This is a genomic window from Paraburkholderia sp. GAS42 (genome assembly GCF_050436565.1).
Lineage (GTDB): Bacteria > Pseudomonadota > Gammaproteobacteria > Burkholderiales > Burkholderiaceae > Paraburkholderia.
In genome coordinates this window covers 1-22,209 of the sequence record NZ_JBNDML010000044.1, presented here as the reverse complement: position 1 = coordinate 22,209, position 22,209 = coordinate 1, and the positions used below count along the sequence as shown (strand labels likewise).

Here is a 22,209-nt window from a genome sequence, read left to right as displayed (position 1 = left end):
TTCGGCAGTACATCCATTACTACAACCACGAACGCATACGGCTGAAGTTAAAAGGGCTGAGTCCTGTGCAATACAGAACCCAGCCCTTGGGCATCCAGCCTCTTTGAACCGTCCAACTTCCGGGGTTCAGTTCAAAGGTGCCCTTTTTCGTTATCTGTTACAGCCCGCTAGAGGCGCTTCCTGATATCAGGCGCCGAGTTCCGACGACGCAACGTGCTTCGTCGCGCTGGAGCTTGCGTCATCCTGCGCCGGCGCCCTGTCATGCGAAGGGGACGTGGCGGTCTTCGCCGTCGTCAGCGGATGCGCGCTATCGAGTGTCACCTGTACGCGCTTCGGCGACGAAGTCGTCGTGGCGGGAGCGGCACTGGTCGACGCGGTGGTCGTTGTCGGCGCCTGCGGTGCGTTGACCGGCACCTTGCGGCCACGCGCCACGTCACGCAGCCGGCCACGCTCGGCCATCACCTTCGCGCCGTAACCGCCGTCATCCTGCGAGGTCGAGCCCACATACAGACGCAGCCCCCCCGGCAGCGAACCGCCGCGCGCCACGCAATCCTTCAGCACGAGTGCGCCGACCTTGATGTTGGTCAACGGCTCGAGCGCGGCGCTCCGGCCACCGAAATACTCGAACTTGTCGGAGTGCACCTTCGACATGACCTGCATCAATCCTTGCGCACCGACGCCACTTTCAGCATACGGATTGAAACCCGATTCAATGGCCATCACGGCGAGCAGCAGCAGCGGATCGAGACCGACTTCGCGACCCGTATCGAATGCAGCCTTGACGAGTTCGCCGACCGGTTCCTGAGCCACGCGATAACGGCGCGACAGGTACGAAGCGACGAGATCCTGTTCGCGGGCCGAGATCAGCACGCGATCGTCGCGCGCATCGGCGGACACGCGCTGCGCCGGGATCATGCGGGCGAGCGCGCCGACCGTCGGCAGCGTGCGCGGATCGAGGCCATTCAGCGCCACCGCGCCGGGGCTAGCGGTGCCGCTGCTATCGAAGGCATCGTCATAGCTGGTGCTGGCGGTCGTACCGTTGTTGCCGGTATCGATGCCGACTGCCTGATTCGACGACAACGTGTCGTCAGACGGCGCGTTGAGCGGTGCAAAGGACGGCAACGGGTTGCCCTGTAACAGACGGGCTGGGCCCGCCTTCACTGCGGCAGAGATGACCGGCATCAGCTTTGCGGCAAGCGTGCCGCGCCAGGTGGGCATCAGCCACAGTGCAAGTGCCAGCACGAAGGCGAAACCGCCGACAATGCTGAACAGGTGATGACTCATACGCGTCCCGCGACGCAATGCACCGCGCATAACCTGCGCGAGACGCTCGTCGGGACGCCACGATAACCAGGCGTTCATTCAGATCTCCCAATTTGCATGAAGCCGCGAACGCGTCGGCAAGCCGACGTACAGCCATTCGCAGAATCAAGACGTCGCGCGCTCTGGTCAGGGCGACAGCGGCGTCGGGAAAACGGCATACACCGTTCGGGGAGCCCATCTAAAGTTCCGGCGGCATGCTGCTTGCAGCATGCGGGCGGAGGCTCCCACACGAAAAAACCAGCGCGAAAAAGGCGCCGGCGAGGAAAACAGGCAAGACCGTGAAGTACCGAGCAGGGATCGGCAAACGGCGACGCGTTGCGTCAGAAGACCGGGGGTAGTGGTTAAAACATGTAAACCCTGCAACCAATGTGGACGGATTCTAGCAGGGTTTTATAGATCGTCAACACTACAAATAAGCAAATCTATAACTAATTGTAATAATGAACAGTGTTCAGCGGGTGCTAAACCGCGCGGCGCGCGCGTTTCGGACCAGTCACAATTTTGCCCTTTAACGTGCGCTACCCAACGCAGGTAAAATCGACAATCGATCTGGCGTGGCGATTGCCTGCTGCGCCCTCACCTCGCGGCGTGCGGCCGCCCTGATCAGGACCCGATGAAATATAAAGACCTGCGCGACTTCGTCGGTCGCCTCGAGACGCTCGGCGAGCTGCGCCGCATTCCGCAACACGTCTCGCCCATCCTGGAAATGACGGAAATCTGCGACCGCGTGCTGCGCGCCGGCGGCCCTGCGTTACTGTTCGAGAGCACGCGGCAGCATGCGTTCCCGGTTCTCGGCAACCTGTTCGGCACACCGCGCCGCGTGGCGCTTGGCATGGGCATCGACGCTGGCGCGGAAAACGGCGATAGCGCGGCGCTGGGGTCCCTGCGGGACGTCGGGCGTCTTCTGTCCGCCCTCAAGGAGCCGGAGCCGCCCAAGGGCCTGAAAGACGCCGGCAAACTACTCTCGCTGGCGAAGGCCGTCTGGGACATGGCCCCGAAAACGGTCAGTTCGTCACCCTGTCAGGAAATCGTCTGGGAAGGTAACGATGTCGACCTCGCGAAGCTGCCGATCCAGACCTGCTGGCCGGGCGACGCCGGTCCGCTGATCACGTGGGGGTTGACCGTCACGCGCGGACCGAACAAAACGCGGCAAAACCTCGGCATTTACCGGCAACAGCTGATCGGCCGCAACAAGCTGATCATGCGCTGGCTCGCCCATCGTGGCGGCGCGCTCGACTTCCGCGAATTCGCGCTGCAGAACCCCGGCAAGCCGTATCCGGTCGCCGTGGTGCTCGGCGCCGATCCGGCCACGATCCTCGGCGCGGTCACGCCGGTGCCTGACACACTCTCTGAATACCAGTTCGCCGGCCTGCTGCGCGGCGGGCGTACGGAACTCGCGAAGTGCATCACGCCAGGCGTCGACACGCTGCAGGTGCCGGCACGTGCCGAGATCGTCCTCGAAGGCTTCATTTATCCGCAAAGCGGCACGCCTGACCCGGCGCCGGCCGGCGCGCCGCTGCGTCCTTCTAAGGGCGCTTCGGCATCGTATGAGCACGCGCTCGAAGGTCCGTACGGCGATCACACCGGCTACTACAACGAACAGGAGTGGTTCCCGGTCTTCACCGTCGAGCGCATCACGATGCGGCGCGACGCCATCTACCATTCGACCTATACCGGCAAGCCACCGGACGAGCCCGCCGTGCTCGGCGTCGCGCTCAACGAAGTGTTCGTGCCGCTGTTACAGAAGCAGTTCACCGAGATCACCGATTTCTATCTGCCGCCCGAAGGGTGCAGCTACCGGATGGCGATCGTCCAGATGAAGAAAAGCTACCCGGGACATGCCAAACGGGTGATGTTCGGCGTCTGGAGCTTCCTGCGACAATTCATGTATACGAAATTCATCGTCGTGGTGGATGAAGACGTGAACATTCGCGACTGGAAGGAAGTGATCTGGGCTATCACGACGCGCATCGACCCGTCGCGCGATACGGTGCTGGTCGATCGTACGCCGATCGACTATCTGGATTTCGCGTCGCCGGTCGCAGGGCTCGGCTCGAAGATGGGGCTCGACGCGACCAGCAAATGGCCCGGCGAAACAGATCGCGAGTGGGGCCGACCGATCGTCATGGATGACGCCGTTAAAAAGCGCGTCGACGCGATGTGGGGCGAACTCGGGCTCTGAAGCGGGAGTTCCTCGCCCGGTAGCAGACGATCTCCGGCCGCGGACATGTTGAGCCGTCGCCGCACCTCACTGGAATACCAAGAACAAACGGGAAAATTGCGGGGATGCACGCGTTATCAATGCTATCGGACGGTTTCTTTCTATCTCTTTCGCTGTGTCTCGATATCGGCCTCGTCAACGTCGCGATCATTTCGCTGACGTTGTCGCATGGGTTCCGGCCTGGCTTCTGGCTCGGGCTCGGCTCGTGTTTTGGGGATCTGATTTATGCGGCACTCGCGCTCGCCGGTATGGCGGCGCTGCTTCAGTTCGAATCGGTACGATGGTTCGTGTGGATCGGCGGCGCGGCGATCCTGCTGTTCCTGACGTGGAAGATGGCCCGCGAAGCGCTCTTCCCGGCGTCGGCACCGCCGGTCGAAGGTGAAGCCGACGTGAACGCTCCGCATCTCAGCGCATGGCGCGGCTTTGTGCGCGGCACGTTGCTCGCGATTTCGTCGCCATCCGCGATTCTGTGGTTTGCGGCTGTCGGCGGCGCGCTGATCGCGAAAGCCGGTGCGACGACCGTGTCGACCGCGCCCGTTTTTCTCGGCGGTTTCTTTCTCGGCGGGCTGTGCTGGAACGTGTTTATCTGCGGACTTGCGAGTCACGGACGCAAACGCGCGGGTACCGGTTTGCTGCGCGCATGCCACGTGCTGTCGGCGCTGCTCTTCGCGTACTTCTCCTACAGCGTGATTGTGGATGGATATCGCGATCTGATCGTGCATACCAGCAGCATGGCGGCTGGCTAGATGCAACAAAGGCGAGCGGTCCGCCCGCCTTCCAGAACGACAGCACCCGTTAGCGGAGGAATTCGCCGAGCCGCTCGAGATCGACGTTACCGCCGCTGATCACGACACCAACGCGCTTGCCCTTCACCGGCACAATACCGTTCAGGACCGCCGCAGCGGCGAGGCAGCCGGTCGGTTCGACCACGATCTTCATCCGCTGCGCGAAGAAACGCATCGCGTCGATCAGTTGCGCGTCGCTGACCGTCACGATCTGCTGGACGAGCCGCTGGATCACCGCAAACGTATAGACGCCGAGTTGCTGCGTGGCAGCGCCATCCGCGATTGTCTTCGGCACATCGATACGCACGCGTTCGCCGCGCGCGAGCGATTGCTGGCCATCGTTGCCCGCTTCCGGCTCGACGCCGATGATCTGACATTGCGGACTCAGTGCCGCCGCAGAAAGCGCGCTTCCTGATAACAGACCACCACCGCCAAGACACACGAACAGCATGTCGAGCGGGCCGGTTTCTTCGATCAGTTCCTTTACCGCAGTGCCCTGCCCGGCCATCACGTGCGGATGATCGTACGGTGGGATCAGCGTCATGCCGCGCTCTTCGGCCAGGCGTCGGCCGATGGCTTCGCGGTCTTCCTTGTAGCGGTCATAGACGATCACCTCGCCGCCATAACCCTTTGTTGCCGCGACCTTCGCCGCAGGCGCGTCGTGCGGCATGATGATCGTCGCGTGAATGCCCGCGAGACGCGCGGATAGCGCGATCGCCTGCGCATGATTGCCCGACGAAAAAGTCAGCACCCCGGCTTTGCGCTGTTCGGCGTCGAAGTGGGAAATTGCATTGCACGCGCCGCGAAACTTGAACGCACCCATGCGTTGCAGGTTTTCGCACTTGAAGAAGATCGAGGCGCCGGTGCGCTCGTCCGCAGTGGTTGAAGTGAAAACGGGGGTGCGGTGCGCGATGCCTTCGATACGCGCGGCGGCGTCGACGACATCGTCATAGATTGGAGCGGGAAGTGCTTGCATCGGCGGGAGGCGCGGGGCGTGGTTGGTTGCACAGAGCACCATTGTCCCAGCTTCGATCGCGTTTTGGAACGCGGCCCGTTTGCCGCTATAGCGATCGGCCTATGCGCAACTGAAAACGGCGCAACGTGGCGATAAAGCCAACGTTGCGCCGTGCAGGCAATTCGTTCGACCGCGCCATCAACACGTCACAAAACCTGATGTGCTAACGGCCGGTTAGCAGCCTCAATAACGCGGGCCGTAGTAGCCGCGACCGTAGTAACCGCGACCGTAATAGCCGTGATAATAAGGCCGGCCATAACCGTAGTACGGCGCCGGTGCATAGATTACAGGCGGCGGAGCGTACACCACCGGTGGCGGTGCGTAATAGACAGGCGGCGGAGCCTCATAAACAGGGTAAGCCGGCGCCACGGGAATGCCGATACCGATACCGACCGACACGTGTGCCTCAGCAGCCGTAGTAAGCCCCGCGCCCAGCGCGGCAGCAACGATGAACGGGACGATCTTTTTCACTTCTGTTCTCCTGGCGGCCCTACCCCTATGGCATGGTCGCGTGACGGGCAACGCCCTTACGATCCAATGTATCGAAAAAGGCTCCGCAACGTCGGGTGCATTTGTAGCAAATTGCAATGGATCACACGCACGTGCGTTGCTCCTGTCCGCCTCACGGGATTGATGTGACCGCTTCCCTTACGAAAATCAAGGGTTTGCGGATCCATCCCCCGCCTTAATGACTTTTTTACCGGCACCACTGCAGACTTCCCGGTCACATCGGTAATGTTTAATTACAAATTCGCTGCAGGGGGTCGTGCGATTCCGTTGTCTTCTTGCGTCGCTTTTCGCCTGGCGAGGTCCGTAAACGCAAAATGCCCGGCGAACATGCCGGGCATCCGTTTGAGGTCAGTGAAGAATCAGCCGACCTTCACATAGGTAAATTCCCGAGAGACGTTGGGCGGCACATAGGCGCCGCTGATCTGTACGCGTGGTGTCAGTCGCTTCTTTTGATCCCACCAGCGGCGACGCTGTGTGTGTGTCAGAAACCGCAAGTGCTTTCGGTAAGAAAAAATGCTCATCGTGTACCTCCCGAAAATCTGGCTGCGCTACAGAAGAAACAACAACGGGGACTGCCGGAAAACCTGATGTGCGGATTCATTGTGAGCAGTTTTCGGACCTGCCGGCAATCCCCCGTCAGATAGATACGACGGCTCGTCATATCGGCCACGTAACCTTCTGAAGAATGCCCGTCGGTCTCAAAACCGGCTCCCGTCCTTTGCTGGCAAGGCGCCTACGCCACGCGGCGTCTTATTGAATGCGCGATACTCGCCGTTCCGCCTTTGTTCTGTCCGGAGCAGAAACCATGTCCCTGTCCCCATTGCCGCGTCTCGGCTTCGTCGGTGCGGGCCGGCTCGCGCATTGTCTTGCGCACGGCTTCTCGCGCGCCGGCTATCCCGTCACAGCGATCGCAAGCCGCTCGCGGGAATCCGCGCGGGCGCTTGCCAGTCAGATCGGGCACTGCGCCGCGTACGACGACCCGCAACAGGTCGTCGACGCAGCCGATATCGTCTTTTTAGCCGTCCCCGATGACAGCATCGGTACGACAGCCCACATATTGCGCTTCGATTCCGCCGCGGCAACCCGCACCGGCGCATGGGCGCTCGTGCATTGCAGCGGCGCATCGCCCGTCGAACTGCTGGCGCCGGCCCGTGAGCAGGGCGCGTCGACCGGTGGCTTTCATCCACTGTACCTGTTCGGTGGATGTCTCGCAGATATCGACCGCATCGCCGGCTGCTCGGTCTCGATCGAAGCCGACGGCGCGCTGAAAGAGGCACTGGTTGCGCTGGCGGGCGCGCTGCGCTGTCATCCGCTCTCGATTCCTGCCGGCGGACGCATGCTGTATCACGCCGCCGCGCATTACGCGGCGAGTTTCGCGCTATGTGGCCTCTCGGAATGCGTCGAACTGTGGCGCACGCTCGGTTTCGACGAAGACGATGCGTTGCGCGCCGTGCTGCCGATGCTCTCCGGTACGATCCAGACCGCCCGCGACAAGGGCTTGCCGGGCGCGCTTGCCGGCCCGGTGTCGCGCGGCGATACGGGCGTCGTCGAAAAACAGCTCGCGCTGCTTGAAGGACTCGGTGGCGACCACGCCGCGCTTTACGCGCTGATGACACGCCGCGCGGTCGCACTGGCGCGCCGCCGGCCGACGCCGCCCGCGGCGATCGATGCCATCGATACCGCAGTCGAGGATTCGCTCGGCCGTTCGCTGGATCGGTTGACCGGACAGGGATCGCAGGCGGCCATTAAGCCGTGATAATGTGACGACCGGCGCGATCTCAGCGAACTGGAGGTGGTCGTCTGGCCGCGCCGATCGCACGCAGGCAACATCGGCACGCACCGCCAGCACGCGCATCGGTTAAAAACAGCATCCCTGACGACGCCGGCTCGCCACACGCAGCCGCTACGAATAACTAAAGAAGGAAAGGACTCGAGATGGTCGGCGATATCGCCCGTTTTCTGCTGAATACCGTTTTCACCCTGTTCGGCGCCGCACTGCTGCTGCGCGCCTGGCTGCAGGTGGTGCGCATGCCGCCGTACAACCCGGTGTCGAACGCCGTGCTGCAGGCCACCAACTGGATCGTGCTGCCGTTGCGGCGGATCATCCCGAGCACGCGCAACATCGACTGGGCCAGCATCGTCGCGGCGATTATCGCGGCGATTGTCTATGTGGTCGCGATGGTCTGGCTCGCGGGCGTCGATCCGCTCGGGCTGATGCCCACGCTCTTGATCGTCGCGCTGCTGACGGTGATCAAGTGGTCGCTCAACCTGATCATCTGGCTGACGATCCTGATGGCGCTGCTGTCGTGGCTCAATCCGCGCTCGCCGGCCATGCCGATCCTGTATCAGCTGACCGCGCCGTTTCTGAATCCGCTGCGCCGTTTCGTGCCGCAACTGGGCGGCATCGATCTGTCGCCGATCCTGCTGTTCGTGATCGTGCAGGTGCTGTTGATGGTGGTGACGCGCGCGGCTGTTTCGCTGACGCTGTTTGGGATCTGATTCGAAAGGCGGCGTGCAGTCCGCGCCATCCTGTTTGCCCAAATCAGGCGAAACCGCGTAAAATGGCGCGCTCTGCGGGCGTCGTATAATGGCTATTACCTCAGCTTCCCAAGCTGAAGACGTGGGTTCGATTCCCATCGCCCGCTCCACATTCAGCTGATCTCCAGCGGAAATCCAGCACGAGAGCCGCCTCATCGAAGGCGGCTTTTTCGTCAGGGCGGTCGAAAATCGCATCTCCGCCCGTTTTCCCCGCTGACGTATGTATCACGGCGCGGCCCATTCGCCCGACGCCCTCACCCTTGCAGTCTCCGACGATGATCCACGACCCGAACGAAACCCGTCCGTCCGCCCCCGAAGCCGCCGACGAACTCTCCAGCGAAACCGTAGCCGCCGAAACCGGCGGCGCAGCGTCGACGGGAGCGCTGCATCTGCGTCGCATCCGCAGTTTCGTCACGCGTGCAGGGCGGGTATCGACGGGCCAACGTCGCGCGATGGATGAACTCGGGCCGCGCTTTGTCGTTCCGTTTTCCGGGGAACAACTCGACTGGGGCACCGCTTTCGGTCGCGAGGCGCCGCGCGTGCTGGAGATCGGTTTCGGCATGGGCGCGACGACGGCGGAGATCGCCGCGCATCGCACCGGCGATGATTTTCTCGGCGTCGAAGTGCACGAGCCGGGCGTCGGCGCGTTGCTGAAGCTGATGGGCGAACAGTCGCTGTCGAATATCCGCATCATCCAGCACGACGCCGTCGAAGTGCTGGAGCAGATGATCGCGCCGGAAAGTCTCGACGGCGTGCATATCTTCTTCCCCGATCCGTGGCACAAGGCGCGGCATCACAAGCGTCGTCTGATCCAGCCGAAGTTCGTCGCGCTGCTCGTGTCGCGACTGAAGCCGGGCGCGTACCTGCATTGCGCCACCGACTGGCAGAACTACGCCGAGCAGATGCTCGAAGTGCTCCGCGCCGAGCCCGCGCTGGAAAACACCGTCGATGGCTACGCGCCGCGTCCCGACTACCGTCCGGTGACGAAATTCGAGCGCCGCGGTTTGCGTCTCGGACACGGCGTGTGGGACCTTGTCTTTCGCCGGTGCGCGGGCAACTGAACCTCGCAGAACGAACACCGTCGTAAATGAAAAGGTCCGCTCTCAGGCGGACCTTTGTTCATTTAACGTGCGTAACGTGCACAACGCGGGACATCAGTCGGCCCAGCTCAATCCGCCGCTATAACCGATGAGCAGGATCAGGAGACCGAAGCCGATCCGGTACCACGCGAACGCTGTGAAATCATGCGCGGCGATGTAACGCAACAGCCAGCGTACGCAGGCAAATGCGCTGACAAACGCAGCAATCAGACCGATCGCAAACAGGCCGAGCGCATCAGTGGTCAGCGTGTGCCAGCCCTTGACCATCTCGTAGAGCGTCGCACCGAAGATGATCGGAATCGCGAGGAAAAACGAGAACTCGGTGGCGACGCGTCGATCGAGACCAAACAACATCCCGCCGATGATCGTCGAGCCCGAGCGCGACATGCCCGGCACCAACGCGAAACATTGTGCGAGACCGACCTTCAGCGCGTCGAGCGGCGTGAGATCGTCGACCGAATGGACGCGTGGCGGCGCACCCCGATCACGCTGACGCGCCTCAACCCACAGGATCACCAGGCCGCCGATCACGAGCGCCAGTGCAACCGGCACCGGCGAGAAGAGCGCCGCCTTGATCGCCTTCTCGAACAGCAGCCCGAGCACGACCGCGGGAATCGTCGCGATGATCACGTTCAACGTGAAGCGTCGCGCGGCGGGTTGCGTCGGCAGGCCGGCCACCACGCTGCCAATCTTGCGACGGTATTCCCAGCACACCGCGAAAATCGCGCCGAGCTGGATCACGACATCGAACGTTTTCGCGTGTGGCGGGTTGAAGTTAAGCAGGCTGCCCGCGACGATCAGATGCCCTGTGCTCGACACCGGCAAAAATTCCGTCAAACCTTCGACGACGCCCAGAATCAGCGCCTTGCAGATCAATATCCAGTCCATCCGTGGCCCTTTTTTTGAAGGTTTTCTGATCAGGCCGCCCGGCTTCGCGCGGCCCGACCGGCCGCGCACACGTCATTTTTCGACGATCTGCACACGTATGCCGTTTGTAAGGATAGTGATTGTACCGGGTTCGTAGTTCACACCGGCAAATTGCAGCTGTTCGGGCTTGAATGTGTAGATCGGATAGTTGGTCAGCAGCTGCGTCGCGAGCACGGCGGCGGCCGCGTTGATCTGCTGCGTGTAGGCCTGCGCGTCGCCGGTGACCGCGACGTTATCGACCGTCGGCTGCTTGAGCACGACGGCGCGCGTCGTCGCATCGTAGGCAAGCTGGCTCGACAGCGTGAACACACCGTTCACCGGTTGCGGCATGAACGGGCTCGCGAGCCGCGCATCGAGCTTCACCGACACGCGGTTCGAATCCGGCAGAAGACCGACGACCGGGTTCGTGAGCGCGACATCCAGCACCTGCGAAACGGTCCGCTGATACGGGAACTTACGCTGCACGGCTTCCTGCACCTGCTGCGGCGAGAACGTGTAGTGATCCGGAATGAACGGAAAGATCGACGCGGCGCACGCAGCCAGCGAAACGCCGACGCCAGCCACAGCACATACGGCGAACAGGAACCGGCGCCTTGCGGGCGCAGCGGCTTGAGTCATGCGAAACCTCCTGTTGAAACCCAGACAATCATGCGATCTATTACGACGAATACCGGTTGAATCCGGACGCCCTGGCGGCGAACGCAAGCGTTCACAAGGTGCTACCGCGCGATGCGCGCGACGGCTGCGTGTCGGCTTCCAGCTGCGTGAGCCACGCGAGCGCTTCGGCGCGCGTCGTGCCGCACATGTCGCTTTGCGGTTGCAGTCCCGAACAGCATGCGGGCCGCTCCGGCTTGCCGAAGATCGCGCACCGCAGATCGTCGCCGAGTTGCACGCAGCGCACGCCCGCAGGCTTGCCGTCCGGCATGCCAGGAATCGGACTGGTAATCGAAGGCGCGATGCAGCACGCGCCGCAATCGGGGCGGCACGCGTGGCCCGGCACAGCAAATGGAGAAACCCGCAAAGAAGCAGCCATCACGACAGAAATTCCTGAAACGCAACCATCGAACCCACGCGCCCACGCGCCCGACCCGCATTGTGCCATCGCACGGCGTGCGACCTTTTTACACAATGTCTGGCGAAAGCGCTCACGTACACTCGTCGGGTTCGAAACGCCACGCCCACAAGGCGCCCGCGCGGCCCGACGCGTCTCACACTATGTATGTCAAAGACACGCCGGTTCGTTCAGCGTCGCGCCGGATCACGATCAAAGATGAACGCCGCTGACACGCTCTTTCGCCCCGACCTCCTCGCGAAGTACAACGCAAACGGCCCACGGTATACGTCCTATCCGACGGCCCTTCAGTTCCGCGACGACTTCAATTCCGCCGACTACCTTCGCGCCGCCGCCGATCCCGGCGCGGCCGGCACCGACCTTTCGCTGTACTTCCATATCCCGTTCTGCGACACCGTCTGCTTCTATTGCGGTTGCAACAAGGTAGCGACGAAAAACCGTGCGCATGCGCGTCCCTATCTCGACCGGTTGAAACGGGAGCTTGCGTTACAGGCGGCGCTGTTCGACACGACGCGTCCGGTGTCGCAACTGCATTGGGGCGGCGGCACGCCGACGTTCCTCTCGCACGACGAAATGGCCGAACTGATGACGGCCACACGCGAACACTTCCAGCTTGTGCCGGACGCTGATGGCGAATTTTCGATTGAAGTCGATCCGCGTGAGGCGTCGGCGGAAACGATCGCGCATTTGCGCACGCTAGGGTTCACCCGGTTGAGTCTCGGCGTGCAGGACTTCGATCCGCGCGTCCAGCAGGCGATCAACCGCATCCAGCCGTTCGAGATGACGGCCAGCGTCATGCACGCCGCGCGCGTTGAGGGTTTTCATTCGATCGGCGTCGACCTGATTTACGGTCTGCCCCATCAGACCGTCGACAGTTTCGGACGTACGCTCGATACGATGCTCGCGCTCGCGCCGGATCGTCTGTCCGTGTTCGGTTATGCGCACATGCCGCAGTTGTTCAAGATGCAGCGTCAGATGGATCCGGCGACGTTGCCTTCGCCGGACGTGCGACTCGCGATCCTGCGCCTCGTCGTCGAGCGTCTGACGGGCGCGGGTTACGTGTACATCGGCATGGATCACTTTGCCCTGCCCACCGATGAACTGGCGCGCGCGCAGGCGCAGCGCACGTTGCATCGCAATTTCCAGGGCTACAGCACTCGGGCGGAATGCGATCTGATCGGCTTCGGCGCGTCGTCGATCGGCAAGGTGGGCGATGTGTATGCGCAGAACGCGAAGGACCTGCCCGCGTGGGCAGACGCCATCGACGCGGGCCGTCTCGCGATCACACGCGGTATTCGCCTCAAGGCCGACGACCGCCTGCGCCGCGACATCATCACGCAACTGATGTGCAACCTCGAACTGCGTTTCGACGCGTTCGATGCGACGTACGGCATCCGTTTCGCCGAAGCGTTTGCGCCGGAGCTAGAACGTCTGCGGTCGTTTGAAGACGACGGTCTCGTGTCGATCGGCACGCGCCGCCTCGACGTACTGCCGGCGGGCCGGATGCTGGTGCGCAATATCGCGATGGTTTTCGACCGTTATCTCGGCCAGCAGACGCTGGAGCGGTTTTCACGGACGGTTTGACTGTGTCGGCGGAGGCGGCAGGCGAGCCTGCAACTTGCCCGGGAGCGGCTTTTCGGCCATAATTCGCGTTTCCCGCAGCGCTGAACTGTGTTCGCGCAGGGAAATATCAAGGCAATACCCACAAGCCCAGGTGGTGAAACAGGTAGACGCAGGGGACTCAAAATCCCCCGCCGCAAGGCGTGCCGGTTCGAGTCCGGCCCTGGGCACCAAGTAGTTTCCAAACGACCCCTACGTTTTACCGCAAATCCCCGCCCAGCCTGGTTGTGCGGGGATTTTTGCTACTAGAATCGTCAATGTTTCACCATTGACAGCAGGCTACTACAGGGGGTATTTCTGGGGGTATGGGGCCGAAAGAGCCTGTCTGGACACGAAAAGTACCCCTATGCCACTCACCGATACCGCAATCAGGAATGCCAAGCCCGGCGCGAAGCCGAGCGGCTCAACAGCTTGTGGCCGCGGACTTTTAACTGTCCAACTTTGAGGGGTCAGTTCAGTCTTGAGGGGCCCCTTCGGGTTGTACCGTTACTGCTGGATCGTAGCGCCCTTGAGCAGCCCACCTACGAATTGCGCACTTGCCTGCTCAAGCGCGAGCGCCTGCAGTTGTTGCCGGATCGTATCCTTCGCCTGATCGAACGACGGCACCTGTGTCGGCCGGCGTGCATCGAGCTTCAAGATGACCCACTGGCTACCGGCGGCGATCGGCTCTGCACTCACCCCACCTGCCGGTAAAGCGACCATCGCCTTCGCAACGTCCATCGGGAAACCCTGTGTCTGACCTTCGGTGAGCGGCGTCTTCAGACTCATCCACGGCACCTCACCGCCGGCGGCCTTGTTCGGCGCGAGACTGACTTCGCGCGCAAGCGCATCGAATGCCGCACCGGCTTTAAGCTTCGCGAGCACCCCATCTGCTGCAGCCCTGTCGCCGACCACGATCGTCCGCGGCTTGTATTCTTCCTGCCCGAGCGAGGCAATGATGGAGTCGTAGCGAGCCTTCACCTGCGCATCCGTGACCGGTTCTGGATGGATGTTGTCCTTGAGATACAGCTGCGTTTCCGCGTTGATCTTCGCGGCGTCGACAGCGGCCTGCACCTCTGGCTTCTTGTTGTAGTGCTGCTTTTCTGCCTTCTGCCGCAAGAGCTCGCGGGCGATCAGGTCGTGCCGGATTGCCTGCCGGAGTTGCGGCGTATCCGGCTGGCGCGATGCGCGCAGGACGTTCTCAACCTGCGCCTGCTGGATTGCAACGCCGTTGACGAGCGCAGCCGTGCCCGATGGCAATTTAATCGTTGCTGGCGTCGTGCTCGCGCCGGCAGCCTGCACGCGGGTGGGCATTGCCGTGCACAGTGTCACGGCGGCGAAGGCGGTCACGCACAGCGTGCGGATCGTGGTAGCAGTGGTGCTGGACATGAATTTTTCCTCGTTGAAAATCGGCTAGAAACTGAGATTGGCGGTGGCCAGCACGAGCGTCGCTTTCGGACCCAGACTCGCTGGCTGGGTTAAGGCGCGGCCGACGGTGACTTCGCCGGACATCACGCGCTCCCGTGGCAGACAATCCAGCAACCGTGCGAATAGCTCGCCTGACGCCCGCGATGTTCAGCGTGTTCCCCGCCTCCACGGTGCCCGCGTTCGTGCCCGAACCGTTGAGCATGAACGCGTCATTGGCCTGCACGGTCGCGCCGGTCTGGTTCGCGAGCGATCCATTGATGGCCAGGTCCCGCGCGGTGATGCCGCCCGAGTTCGACACCGCACCGTTGAGCGCGAGCGTACCCGCCCCCTGGCTGATCGTCCCCGAATTCGAAATGCCCTGGCTCGCCGTCACGTTGACCACGGTGCCCGGCAGGACCCACGCGCCGCTGTTGCTGATCGCAAGCGCCGACAGATTAAACGCGCTGCCGCCGTTAAGCGTGCCCATCAGCGCGGCCGACGGATCGATCGTCTGGTTCGGCAGGTTCACTGTGAGGGCGTTCTGCGCGAGAATCTGGCCGTTCGTGTTCGCGAAGGAGCCGTGAGCACCATTGACATTGAGCGTCGCGTCGCCGGTCGCTGCCTGCGGATTGTTCACATCGCCCGCGAAGATCAGCCCGTTGCTGTTATCGAGCGCATTCGTGGTCAGCGTCAGCGCATTCGTTGCGAGCAGCGCGCCGGTATTGCGCGTGCCGTTCGAGACATTCAGGTTGCTGACCGGACCATAGATCGAGCCGCTGTTATTCAGGTCCGTCGCGTTGAGCGTCATCGTCGCGAGCGACGACAGCGCGCCCTGATTCGTGATGCTCGTGCCCGACACCGACAGGTCGCCGGCCGCCATCTGCACGCCGACATTGGTCAGCGTGCCGCCCGTGAGCGTCGCATTGCCCAGATATGCGGCGGTGCCGCCCGTCGTCAGGCTGGTCGTGCCGCTCGCGCGATAGGCGCCGCCGATGATCGCGTTGGCGGTCGTCACGCTCGCGCCGGTGAGCGTTGCGTTGCCCGTCACGTCCAGCGCCGGTGCATTGGCATCGAACGCTGCGTTCAGCTGTCCGGCCGAGGTATCGAGACTGTTCGTTGCACTCGCCACCAGATTGCCGCCAACGGCGAGCCCCTGCGTTGTGATGTTGCTGCCCGTGAGCGTGGCATCGCCCGAGACGGTCGTCTGGACGGCGAGCGTGAGATTCTGCCCGGCATTCAGCGTGGCCGTGCCCGCAGTCGATAACGGCCCGGCCGCAGCCAGATTACCGCCCTGCGCGTTAAGGTTCAGGTTGCCCAGACTCTGCACGCTGCCCCGCGCGATCACATCGACGGCGGCGGAGACACTCATATCGCCGCCGGACAGCGCATTCCCGGTGAGCGTGGCGCTGCCGCTGGTGGCCGTGAGCGTGGCAGCGCCTACGGCGATGGCCGGACCGACGGCAAGGTTCTGCGCCGCCGTCGCGTTCAGGTTGTTGCCGGTCTGGTTCGCGCCGGTCATCGACAGGTCGAGCCCCGCCGTGAGCGTCGTGTCGTTCGCCACGCTGATCGTGCCGCTGCCGGTGAGATCCCGTCCGGCGGTGACCGTCGCATTACCTGTGCCGTCGACCTCGAGCCCACCGTTCATCGCCACGTCGCGCGCGGCCGTGATGATGGCGCTCCGGCCGCTGTGCATCTGACCCGCCACAGTGGCATCCTGGCCGGCCGTGATCGCAATCCGGCCCGGCGTCGACAGCGCCCCACTCACCGCCACATCGCCCAGCGCCGATTCCAGCCTGACGTTGCCCTGACTGAAAACCGTGCCGCCCAGATTCACGCCCTGCTGGCCGCGAGCGGTGAACGTGCCCAGGGTCGCCGCGTCGCCCGTGGTCGTCAGCGTGCCGCCCTTCGCGGCCAACGAAACATCGCCCACACCGGAGACAGAACCCTTGACGGTCACATTCTGGCTACCGTGCAGCGTGACGGTGCTTCCCCCTTGCACGGCACCGTTCACCGTGAGATCACGTCCCGCCCGGGCCTGGATGGTGCCCGGCGCGGCGAGCGCCGAATTGACGGTCAGGTCGCCCGTGCCGGTCTGCAGCGCGAGATTCTGGCCGGACACGGCGCCCACCGTCATCGAGTTCCCTGCAGTGAGCGTCGCATTGCCCGTGGCTGCCACTGATGTCGCCGACAGGTTGCCGCCCGCGGTGAGCGACGCATCCCGCCCGGCGGACACGGCGCCGGTAGCCGTAATGTCGCCGTTCGTCGCCACCACGTAGTCCTGGTGCGCAAGGCTCGCGCCAGTATTCGTGGTATTGCCCTCGCTCACGAGGCTGACGTCGCGGCTCGCGAAGGTCGAGCCCACCGTGATGTCGCCGTTGGACGTGACGTTAACGTTGCCCGCGGTCGCGCCAAGCGCACCCTGCGTGTTCACGCCCATCCCGGCCGCGAAAATCTGCCCGCTCGTGACCGAACCAAACTGGCTCGCGTCGATGGCAAGGCCACCCGACGTCTGGATGGCGGTTACGTTGTTCGCCAGACCGTTGGATGCGGTCATGTAGCCGGTGCCCACCGCACCGGAGGCACCGGGCGCGACCGGCGTAACGAGCTGGTTGCCCACGATCACGTTCACACGGTGGTCCGCACGCAGCGGCGCGTTGATGCCAACACTCTGGCCGATCAGGTCGATGTTGCCCACCGTGCCGTCGATGCCCGGTCCTGGGCCATTGACGCCCGGCGCGCCTTCGATCTGGATGCGCCCCGACTGGACGTCATAGGCGAGCGCACCAGCATGCGCATAGTCGGCGGGCGTGCCGCCGACGCCGGTGAGAAACTGCGGCACACCGGTCGTGAGGGTGAGATTCGGGATGTTGGTGAGCGCGGCGCCCTGCACGCTGATGCCGTTCGGATTGGCCCAGATGAGCGTCGCCGGATTGCCAAAGACCTCAAGGGGACCGGCGATGACCGAGGCATACTGCGCCCCGGTTGAGCTCACCTGCGCGAGGATCGTGCTCGCCGGGCGGCCAGCGAGATTCGGATTCGCGCCCACCTGCCCGCCAATGAGCGAGGTCCCTGCCGTGAGGCTGTTGTTGAAGATCAACCCTTCGGGGCCCGCCGACAGGCTCTGAAACTGGTTGGCGGACAGTCCCTGAGAGTTGGGCGTCGAGATGTTAATGACGGGGGTGCCAGTCGAGCCCTGCGTGATCGCAGGCTGGAATGGGATCGGTGCGCGCGGATCAACGATGGCTGCAGCGTGCGCGGTCGCATCGGCGAGGAATACTGCAGGCGCCAGATACATCACACCTGTCATCACACACGCGGTGACCTTGACCCATAGCGCGCGGCGATACTCGCCGGCAACGTCGACCGCCATCTCGAAAATGCGCGACTGCCGTGCGGCCTGAGCCTGTGTGATTCGAAGGTAGAACTTTGACGACACCGCGCGCATGAAGGGTCCAGGTTGATCGTTCGCGCGGCGCAATCTATCCGACGTTTCACCCCAGCATGGTCAATAATCTTGAAATTTCATATCGCGTACAACGGTTTTCGCACAATCGAACTTGTCTGATTGCCAGATCAGGATCGACCATGATTCAAACGGCCTCGCCGCAACAGTCAGGAATGCCTGGGTACGCGTCTCCCCGTCCGCACGAAGTCCAAGGCTCTCGATTCGTTCAGACTGTCGATGTTCCAATCCGGCCTCCGACCTCAGGTCACGCCCAGCGGTTCGCCGTTGTCGCAGCGAAACGCGTACCCGCGACTTGCGCACCGCCAGCGTGACAGGTGGATGGCGCGACACACAATGAACTGATGTCCCAAGGAGCGGACGAGATGATGAAACGCACGTTGATACGCGCGCGAGCGCATTGGCCCATGAGGCAATGGACTACATTCCGCTCACTGAAATCGCGAGAGGCAATGGATCAGGCATCGGGCGAAGAGCTGGAGGCGGCGCTCACGGATGTAAAGTTCCTTGCGAAGGCCACCGGACACACCCGGCATTGACGATAGCGCGATGGTGACCGGCATATCCGGCGCAGGTTGCGTCTGACACAGTACGTCCTATCCTTCAACTCGCAACCCATCATTGAACGCTGGGCATTCGAGAGACGGGAGAAAATTCATGCGCAAGCCTCTACAGGTGGCCGCTGCGATTATGGCGCTTGGCCTCAGCGGGAACGCAACAGCCGATCCGAACATCGACCGCACCGACGCTCGTCGGTATGACTCCAGAGTGACCCCGGATGCGAAGGCTCCACAGGAATCATTCAGTCCTGCCGGAGCGGTCGCGCTCGGCAGACTGGACGAGTCTGTAAGCCGCGTTAGCGCCGCAGACGGTGAGCGTACGACCGACAACAGCGACGACACAAGGGAAAGCGCCAACAGCAGCCGGTCGGCCCTTCATCCACCTACACCTGACTCGGCGTCGCCACTCTCCGACACGTTTGCGGCTCCCCGCGTCGTCTCCGATGCAGCCGCCAGTCTCTCCGGCCGCTGGCTGACCACCGGACAGTATGCAATTTCGTTCTTCCTGAGCACCCGAAATTGACGGTGCAAGCTCTAGTTGTCAGGCATTCGTTCGCACCGCCTCGTGGCGGTGAGGTGGCGCGTGGGAGCGCAGCACATGCGCATGGTTCTGATCGATCTGGGCTTAGGCCAGCGACGCCAATATCGGGACTACGGAAAGCGACCGCGCTGCGGGGCGGCCGTGTCGTCGATAATGTGATAACAGCAGCAACGAAAAACCCGCGCCCATCGTCACGATGCCGCGGGTTTTGTCTTTTCAGCCCTCACGATTCAGCGCACCGCAGCGCCCGACCCCAACCCTATCCTCAGCCTCCTCTCGCCCCGCCCGCCGCACCCGCGTCCCATTGTCCGAACAACCCGGCCAGCCAGTCGACAAAAACCCGCACCCGCGGTGACAACTGCCTGTGATGCGGGTACATCGCCGACACAGGCATCGTCGGCAGCACGTAATCCGTAAGCACTTCGCGCACCGTGCCGTTCGCGATGGCCCGCATCGCGTGATAGCGCGGCACCTGCACCAGCCCCATTCCCACGACACAGCATGAGAAATACGCGTCCGCATTCGATACGGAAATGCGTCCCTTCATCTCGACCTCGCGCCGTGTGCCATCGACGATGAATTCGAGCGGCCACGCGCGCCCCGTCGACGCCAGCGTGTAGTTCACCGCCCAATGGTTCGCCAGATCGTCCAGCGTCTTCGGCTCGCCGTGACGGTCGAGATACGCGCTGCTCGCGCACGTCACCTGTTCCATCGCCGCGAGCCGGCGCGCGACCATCGTCGAATCCTTTGGCGTCCCGGCGCGCAGCACGCAGTCGAAGCCTTCGCGCACCATATCGACCGTGCGATCGCCGAAACCGATATCCAGATCAAGCTCCGGATACAGCTCGCAGAACGCGGCGAGTTCGGGCAACACGATCTCGTGCGCGAGCGTCGCCTGCATGTCGACGCGCAGCTTGCCCTTCGGCTTCACCGACGCCTCCGTGAACACCGATTCCGTTTCCTCCAGATCCGCCAGCAGCCGCACGCAACGCCGGTAGTACGCGTCGCCGTCGAGCGTCGCGCTGACGCTGCGCGTCGTGCGCTGAAGCAGCCGCACGCCGAGCCGCGCTTCCAGCTGCTTGATCGTATGCGTGACGGTGGCGCGCGGCAGGCCCAGCGCGTCCGCCGCCCGCGTGAAGCTGCTCAGTTCGACGATCCGCGTGAACACCTGCATCGACTGAAAACGGTCCATACGATTGTTGATCCATATTGCACAGTTATGGCAATTCTATTGTATTTATCCAACCTGCGCTAAGGAACAGAATTCGTTCACAGCATCACTGAATGTCTTCCGAACCCAACGAAGGAGCAGAACCATGAGCAAGATCGCAATCGTTACCGGAGCATCCCGCGGCATCGGCGCCAGCATCGCCAAGCGTCTGGCGCGCGACGGCATGACTGTCGTCGTCAACTACTCGAATCGCGTTGAAGAAGCCGCTGAGGTCGTCGCAGAGATCGCCGCCGCCGCCGGCAAGGCCATCGCCGTGAAGGCGGACGTGTCCAGCGCGAAATCGGTGCGCGAAATGTTCGACACGGTCGAAACGCAACTCGGCAAGGTCGACGTCCTGGTGAACAACGCCGGCGTGATGCCCGCACTGAAACCGCTCGCCGAACACGACGACGATACGTTCGACCGCGTCATCGCGATCAACCTGAAAGGCAGCTTCAATACGATGCGTGAAGCGGCCACCCGTCTCTCCAACGGCGGCCGGATCGTCAACTTTTCGAGCAGCGTGACGGGTCTCGCGTTCCCGGGCTACACGGTCTACGCCGCGACGAAGTCGGCGATCGAAACAATGACGAACATCCTCGCGAAGGAAATGCGCGGCCGCAACATCACGGTCAACGCGGTTGCGCCGGGACCGACGGGCACCGATCTGTTCCTCACGGGCAAGTCGCCGGAAGCCATCGAAAAGTTGGCCAGGGCAGCGCCGCTCGAACGCCTCGGCACGCCGGATGACATCGCCGCCGCCGTCGCCTTCCTTGCAGGCCCGGACGGCAGCTGGATCAACGGCCAGACGCTGCGCGCCAATGGCGGAATCATCTGAACTCAGGACATGCCGCGGGCGGAAGCGCAGCGCAAACGCGCACCGGCCCGTGACTAACCGACACCCCAGGAGCAGAAAAATGAAACAGGTCATTCTCGTCACAGGCGCATCGACCGGCATTGGCAACCTCACGGTCCGTTCGCTCGCTGCACACGGTCATACGGTGTACGCCAGCATGCGCGACGTCGCCGGCCGTAATGCGGGCCGCGTGCGCGAACTGCGCGACTACGCATTCGCCAACGGCTACGACATCCGCGCCGTGGAACTCGACGTGCTGTCGCAGGAATCCGCCGATCAGGCCGTGGCCGAAATCGTCAACGCAAGCGGCCGGCTCGATGTGGTCGTGCATAACGCAGGCCACCTCGTGATCGGACCGACTGAAGCATTCTCGCCGGAAGAAATCGTCCGTGTATTCGACACCAACGTGCTCGGCGCGCAACGTGTCAACCGCGCCGCGCTGCCGCATCTGCGCGCGCAACAGTCCGGCCTGCTGGTGTGGGTGAGCAGCACGACAACGCGCGGCGGCTACCCGCCGTTCATGGGTCCGTACGCCGCAGCGAAGGCAGCGATGGATTCGTTCGCGGTGACGATGTCGTACGAACTTGCGCGCTTCGGCGTGGAAACGTCGATCATCGTGCCGGGTGCGTTCACGAGCGGCACCGCGCACTTCCCGAACGCCGGCAAGCCGGCCGACGAAGCGACCGCCGCGCAATACGCCCGCTATGACGGCCTGCTCGACCAGGTCGGCGCGCGTCTCTCTGCCCTGTCGCCTGCGGATGCGGATCCGGTTGCGGTCGCCGGGGAAATCGCGCGCGTCGTCGATCTTCCGGCTGGCACACGTCCGGCGCGCACGGTAATCGACTTCATCGACGACGGCGCCGCCGATGTCATCGCGCTCGGCGAACAAAAGCGCATCGAGTTCGCGGGCCGCATCGGTATCGCGGATCTGTTAAAGCCGACGGTGCAGGCCTGAGGATCAAAACAACGCGCAATGCGAAACGGCAGCTGAACTGAACCCCGGAAGTTGGACGGTTCAAAGAGGCTAGATGCCCAAGGGCTGGGTTCTGTATTGCACAGGACTCAGCCCTTTTAACTTCAGC

The 22,209-nt window shown here is 63.1% G+C and carries 19 protein-coding genes and 2 tRNA genes; 12 read left to right on the top strand and 9 right to left on the bottom strand.

Annotated features, from left to right (window positions below; genetic code table 11):
- Nucleotides 1–107: IS3 family transposase (locus tag P3T16_RS33960; RefSeq protein ID WP_429345551.1), on the top strand; the 107-nt coding region annotated here is incomplete at its 5' end.
- A 79-nt stretch (nucleotides 108–186) separates the two neighbouring features.
- Here P3T16_RS33960 and P3T16_RS33955 read toward each other — a convergent pair.
- Nucleotides 187–1,362 (bottom strand): transglycosylase SLT domain-containing protein, encoded by a 1,176-nt coding sequence (locus tag P3T16_RS33955; RefSeq protein WP_429345548.1) that lies wholly within the window; start codon nucleotides 1,360–1,362, stop codon nucleotides 187–189.
- Between the two features lie 574 nt (nucleotides 1,363–1,936).
- Here P3T16_RS33955 and P3T16_RS33950 point away from each other — a divergent pair.
- Together P3T16_RS33950 and P3T16_RS33945 are read left to right on the top strand one after the other, a co-directional pair.
- Complete coding sequence (locus P3T16_RS33950) at nucleotides 1,937–3,505, top strand: UbiD family decarboxylase (protein WP_429345547.1); 1,569 nt, start codon at nucleotides 1,937–1,939, stop codon at nucleotides 3,503–3,505.
- Between the two features lie 104 nt (nucleotides 3,506–3,609).
- Nucleotides 3,610–4,290, top strand: coding sequence for a LysE family translocator (locus tag P3T16_RS33945; protein ID WP_429345546.1), 681 nt, complete (start codon nucleotides 3,610–3,612; stop codon nucleotides 4,288–4,290).
- 49 nt (nucleotides 4,291–4,339) lie between these two features.
- Here P3T16_RS33945 and P3T16_RS33940 read toward each other — a convergent pair whose 3' ends face one another.
- Nucleotides 4,340–5,305 carry a threo-3-hydroxy-L-aspartate ammonia-lyase gene (locus tag P3T16_RS33940; RefSeq protein ID WP_429345545.1) on the bottom strand — a complete coding sequence of 322 codons (966 nt, stop codon included), beginning with the start codon at nucleotides 5,303–5,305 and terminating at the stop codon, nucleotides 4,340–4,342.
- Nucleotides 5,306–5,527: 222 nt separating this feature from the next.
- A complete protein-coding gene (locus P3T16_RS33935) occupies nucleotides 5,528–5,815 on the bottom strand; it encodes a hypothetical protein (RefSeq protein WP_429345544.1) in 288 nt (95 codons plus the stop codon).
- A gap of 844 nt (nucleotides 5,816–6,659) precedes the next feature.
- Between P3T16_RS33935 and P3T16_RS33930 the strand changes: the two genes are divergently transcribed.
- From P3T16_RS33930 to trmB, 4 genes are all read left to right on the top strand, one after another.
- On the top strand, nucleotides 6,660–7,610 hold the full coding sequence (locus tag P3T16_RS33930) for a Rossmann-like and DUF2520 domain-containing protein (RefSeq protein ID WP_429345543.1): 951 nt from the start codon (nucleotides 6,660–6,662) through the stop codon (nucleotides 7,608–7,610).
- A 179-nt stretch (nucleotides 7,611–7,789) separates the two neighbouring features.
- Nucleotides 7,790–8,353 (top strand): YggT family protein, encoded by a 564-nt coding sequence (locus tag P3T16_RS33925; protein ID WP_429254554.1) that lies wholly within the window; start codon nucleotides 7,790–7,792, stop codon nucleotides 8,351–8,353.
- A gap of 74 nt (nucleotides 8,354–8,427) precedes the next feature.
- A tRNA-Gly gene (locus P3T16_RS33920) sits at nucleotides 8,428–8,502 on the top strand.
- A gap of 165 nt (nucleotides 8,503–8,667) precedes the next feature.
- Complete coding sequence (gene trmB / locus P3T16_RS33915; RefSeq protein WP_429345542.1) at nucleotides 8,668–9,453, top strand: tRNA (guanosine(46)-N7)-methyltransferase TrmB; 786 nt, start codon at nucleotides 8,668–8,670, stop codon at nucleotides 9,451–9,453.
- Between the two features lie 93 nt (nucleotides 9,454–9,546).
- Here the strand turns inward: trmB and P3T16_RS33910 are convergent, their stop codons facing one another.
- From P3T16_RS33910 to P3T16_RS33900, 3 genes are all read right to left on the bottom strand, one after another.
- Nucleotides 9,547–10,380, bottom strand: coding sequence for an undecaprenyl-diphosphate phosphatase (locus tag P3T16_RS33910; RefSeq protein WP_429345541.1), 834 nt, complete (start codon nucleotides 10,378–10,380; stop codon nucleotides 9,547–9,549).
- 72 nt (nucleotides 10,381–10,452) lie between these two features.
- Entirely contained in the window at nucleotides 10,453–11,037 is a 585-nt protein-coding gene (locus P3T16_RS33905) for a DUF1439 domain-containing protein (protein ID WP_429345540.1), read from the bottom strand.
- Nucleotides 11,038–11,128: 91 nt separating this feature from the next.
- Entirely contained in the window at nucleotides 11,129–11,452 is a 324-nt protein-coding gene (locus P3T16_RS33900) for a YkgJ family cysteine cluster protein (RefSeq protein ID WP_429345550.1), read from the bottom strand.
- Between the two features lie 237 nt (nucleotides 11,453–11,689).
- Here P3T16_RS33900 and hemN point away from each other — a divergent pair, with 237 nt between their 5' ends.
- Nucleotides 11,690–13,075 carry an oxygen-independent coproporphyrinogen III oxidase gene (gene hemN / locus P3T16_RS33895; protein ID WP_429345539.1) on the top strand — a complete coding sequence of 462 codons (1,386 nt, stop codon included), beginning with the start codon at nucleotides 11,690–11,692 and terminating at the stop codon, nucleotides 13,073–13,075.
- A 124-nt stretch (nucleotides 13,076–13,199) separates the two neighbouring features.
- Nucleotides 13,200–13,284 (top strand) — tRNA-Leu (locus P3T16_RS33890).
- 313 nt (nucleotides 13,285–13,597) lie between these two features.
- Here the strand turns inward: P3T16_RS33890 and P3T16_RS33885 are convergent.
- Nucleotides 13,598–14,404 (bottom strand): peptidyl-prolyl cis-trans isomerase, encoded by an 807-nt coding sequence (locus P3T16_RS33885; protein ID WP_429345549.1) that lies wholly within the window; start codon nucleotides 14,402–14,404, stop codon nucleotides 13,598–13,600.
- Complete coding sequence (locus tag P3T16_RS33880) at nucleotides 14,352–17,942, bottom strand: filamentous hemagglutinin N-terminal domain-containing protein (RefSeq protein WP_429345538.1); 3,591 nt, start codon at nucleotides 17,940–17,942, stop codon at nucleotides 14,352–14,354. Before P3T16_RS33880 ends, P3T16_RS33885 begins: the two co-directional genes overlap by 53 nt.
- Nucleotides 17,943–18,617: 675 nt before the next feature.
- On the opposite strand from P3T16_RS33880, the gene P3T16_RS33875 reads away from it, so the two are divergent.
- A complete protein-coding gene (locus P3T16_RS33875; RefSeq protein WP_429345537.1) occupies nucleotides 18,618–19,043 on the top strand; it encodes a hypothetical protein in 426 nt (141 codons plus the stop codon).
- A gap of 283 nt (nucleotides 19,044–19,326) precedes the next feature.
- Here the strand turns inward: P3T16_RS33875 and P3T16_RS33870 are convergent, their stop codons facing one another.
- Nucleotides 19,327–20,253 carry a LysR substrate-binding domain-containing protein gene (locus P3T16_RS33870; RefSeq protein WP_429345536.1) on the bottom strand — a complete coding sequence of 309 codons (927 nt, stop codon included), beginning with the start codon at nucleotides 20,251–20,253 and terminating at the stop codon, nucleotides 19,327–19,329.
- A 124-nt stretch (nucleotides 20,254–20,377) separates the two neighbouring features.
- Between P3T16_RS33870 and P3T16_RS33865 the strand changes: the two genes are divergently transcribed.
- A complete protein-coding gene (locus P3T16_RS33865; RefSeq protein WP_429345535.1) occupies nucleotides 20,378–21,109 on the top strand; it encodes a glucose 1-dehydrogenase in 732 nt (243 codons plus the stop codon).
- 79 nt (nucleotides 21,110–21,188) lie between these two features.
- Nucleotides 21,189–22,082, top strand: a complete 894-nt coding sequence (locus P3T16_RS33860) for an SDR family oxidoreductase (protein ID WP_429345534.1) — start codon at nucleotides 21,189–21,191, stop codon at nucleotides 22,080–22,082.
- Nucleotides 22,083–22,209 lie beyond the last annotated feature (127 nt).

What these genes read in the sequence shown, in the direction of transcription:
- P3T16_RS33930 (WP_429345543.1), top strand. Translation starts at nt 6,660, where the DNA reads ATGTCCCTGTCCCCATTGCCGCGTCTCGGCTTCGTCGGTGCGGGCCGG.
- P3T16_RS33955 (WP_429345548.1), bottom strand. Translation starts at nt 1,362, where the DNA reads ATGAACGCCTGGTTATCGTGGCGTCCCGACGAGCGTCTCGCGCAGGTT.
- P3T16_RS33880 (WP_429345538.1), bottom strand. Translation starts at nt 17,942, where the DNA reads ATGCGCGCGGTGTCGTCAAAGTTCTACCTTCGAATCACACAGGCTCAG.
- P3T16_RS33950 (WP_429345547.1), top strand. Translation starts at nt 1,937, where the DNA reads ATGAAATATAAAGACCTGCGCGACTTCGTCGGTCGCCTCGAGACGCTC.
- P3T16_RS33865 (WP_429345535.1), top strand. Translation starts at nt 20,378, where the DNA reads ATGAGCAAGATCGCAATCGTTACCGGAGCATCCCGCGGCATCGGCGCC.
- P3T16_RS33905 (WP_429345540.1), bottom strand. Translation starts at nt 11,037, where the DNA reads ATGACTCAAGCCGCTGCGCCCGCAAGGCGCCGGTTCCTGTTCGCCGTA.
- P3T16_RS33925 (WP_429254554.1), top strand. Translation starts at nt 7,790, where the DNA reads ATGGTCGGCGATATCGCCCGTTTTCTGCTGAATACCGTTTTCACCCTG.
- P3T16_RS33870 (WP_429345536.1), bottom strand. Translation starts at nt 20,253, where the DNA reads ATGGACCGTTTTCAGTCGATGCAGGTGTTCACGCGGATCGTCGAACTG.
- trmB (WP_429345542.1), top strand. Translation starts at nt 8,668, where the DNA reads ATGATCCACGACCCGAACGAAACCCGTCCGTCCGCCCCCGAAGCCGCC.
- P3T16_RS33900 (WP_429345550.1), bottom strand. Translation starts at nt 11,452, where the DNA reads ATGGCTGCTTCTTTGCGGGTTTCTCCATTTGCTGTGCCGGGCCACGCG.
- hemN (WP_429345539.1), top strand. Translation starts at nt 11,690, where the DNA reads ATGAACGCCGCTGACACGCTCTTTCGCCCCGACCTCCTCGCGAAGTAC.
- P3T16_RS33910 (WP_429345541.1), bottom strand. Translation starts at nt 10,380, where the DNA reads ATGGACTGGATATTGATCTGCAAGGCGCTGATTCTGGGCGTCGTCGAA.
- P3T16_RS33860 (WP_429345534.1), top strand. Translation starts at nt 21,189, where the DNA reads ATGAAACAGGTCATTCTCGTCACAGGCGCATCGACCGGCATTGGCAAC.
- P3T16_RS33875 (WP_429345537.1), top strand. Translation starts at nt 18,618, where the DNA reads ATGCGCAAGCCTCTACAGGTGGCCGCTGCGATTATGGCGCTTGGCCTC.
- P3T16_RS33945 (WP_429345546.1), top strand. Translation starts at nt 3,610, where the DNA reads ATGCACGCGTTATCAATGCTATCGGACGGTTTCTTTCTATCTCTTTCG.
- P3T16_RS33885 (WP_429345549.1), bottom strand. Translation starts at nt 14,404, where the DNA reads ATGCCCACCCGCGTGCAGGCTGCCGGCGCGAGCACGACGCCAGCAACG.
- P3T16_RS33940 (WP_429345545.1), bottom strand. Translation starts at nt 5,305, where the DNA reads ATGCAAGCACTTCCCGCTCCAATCTATGACGATGTCGTCGACGCCGCC.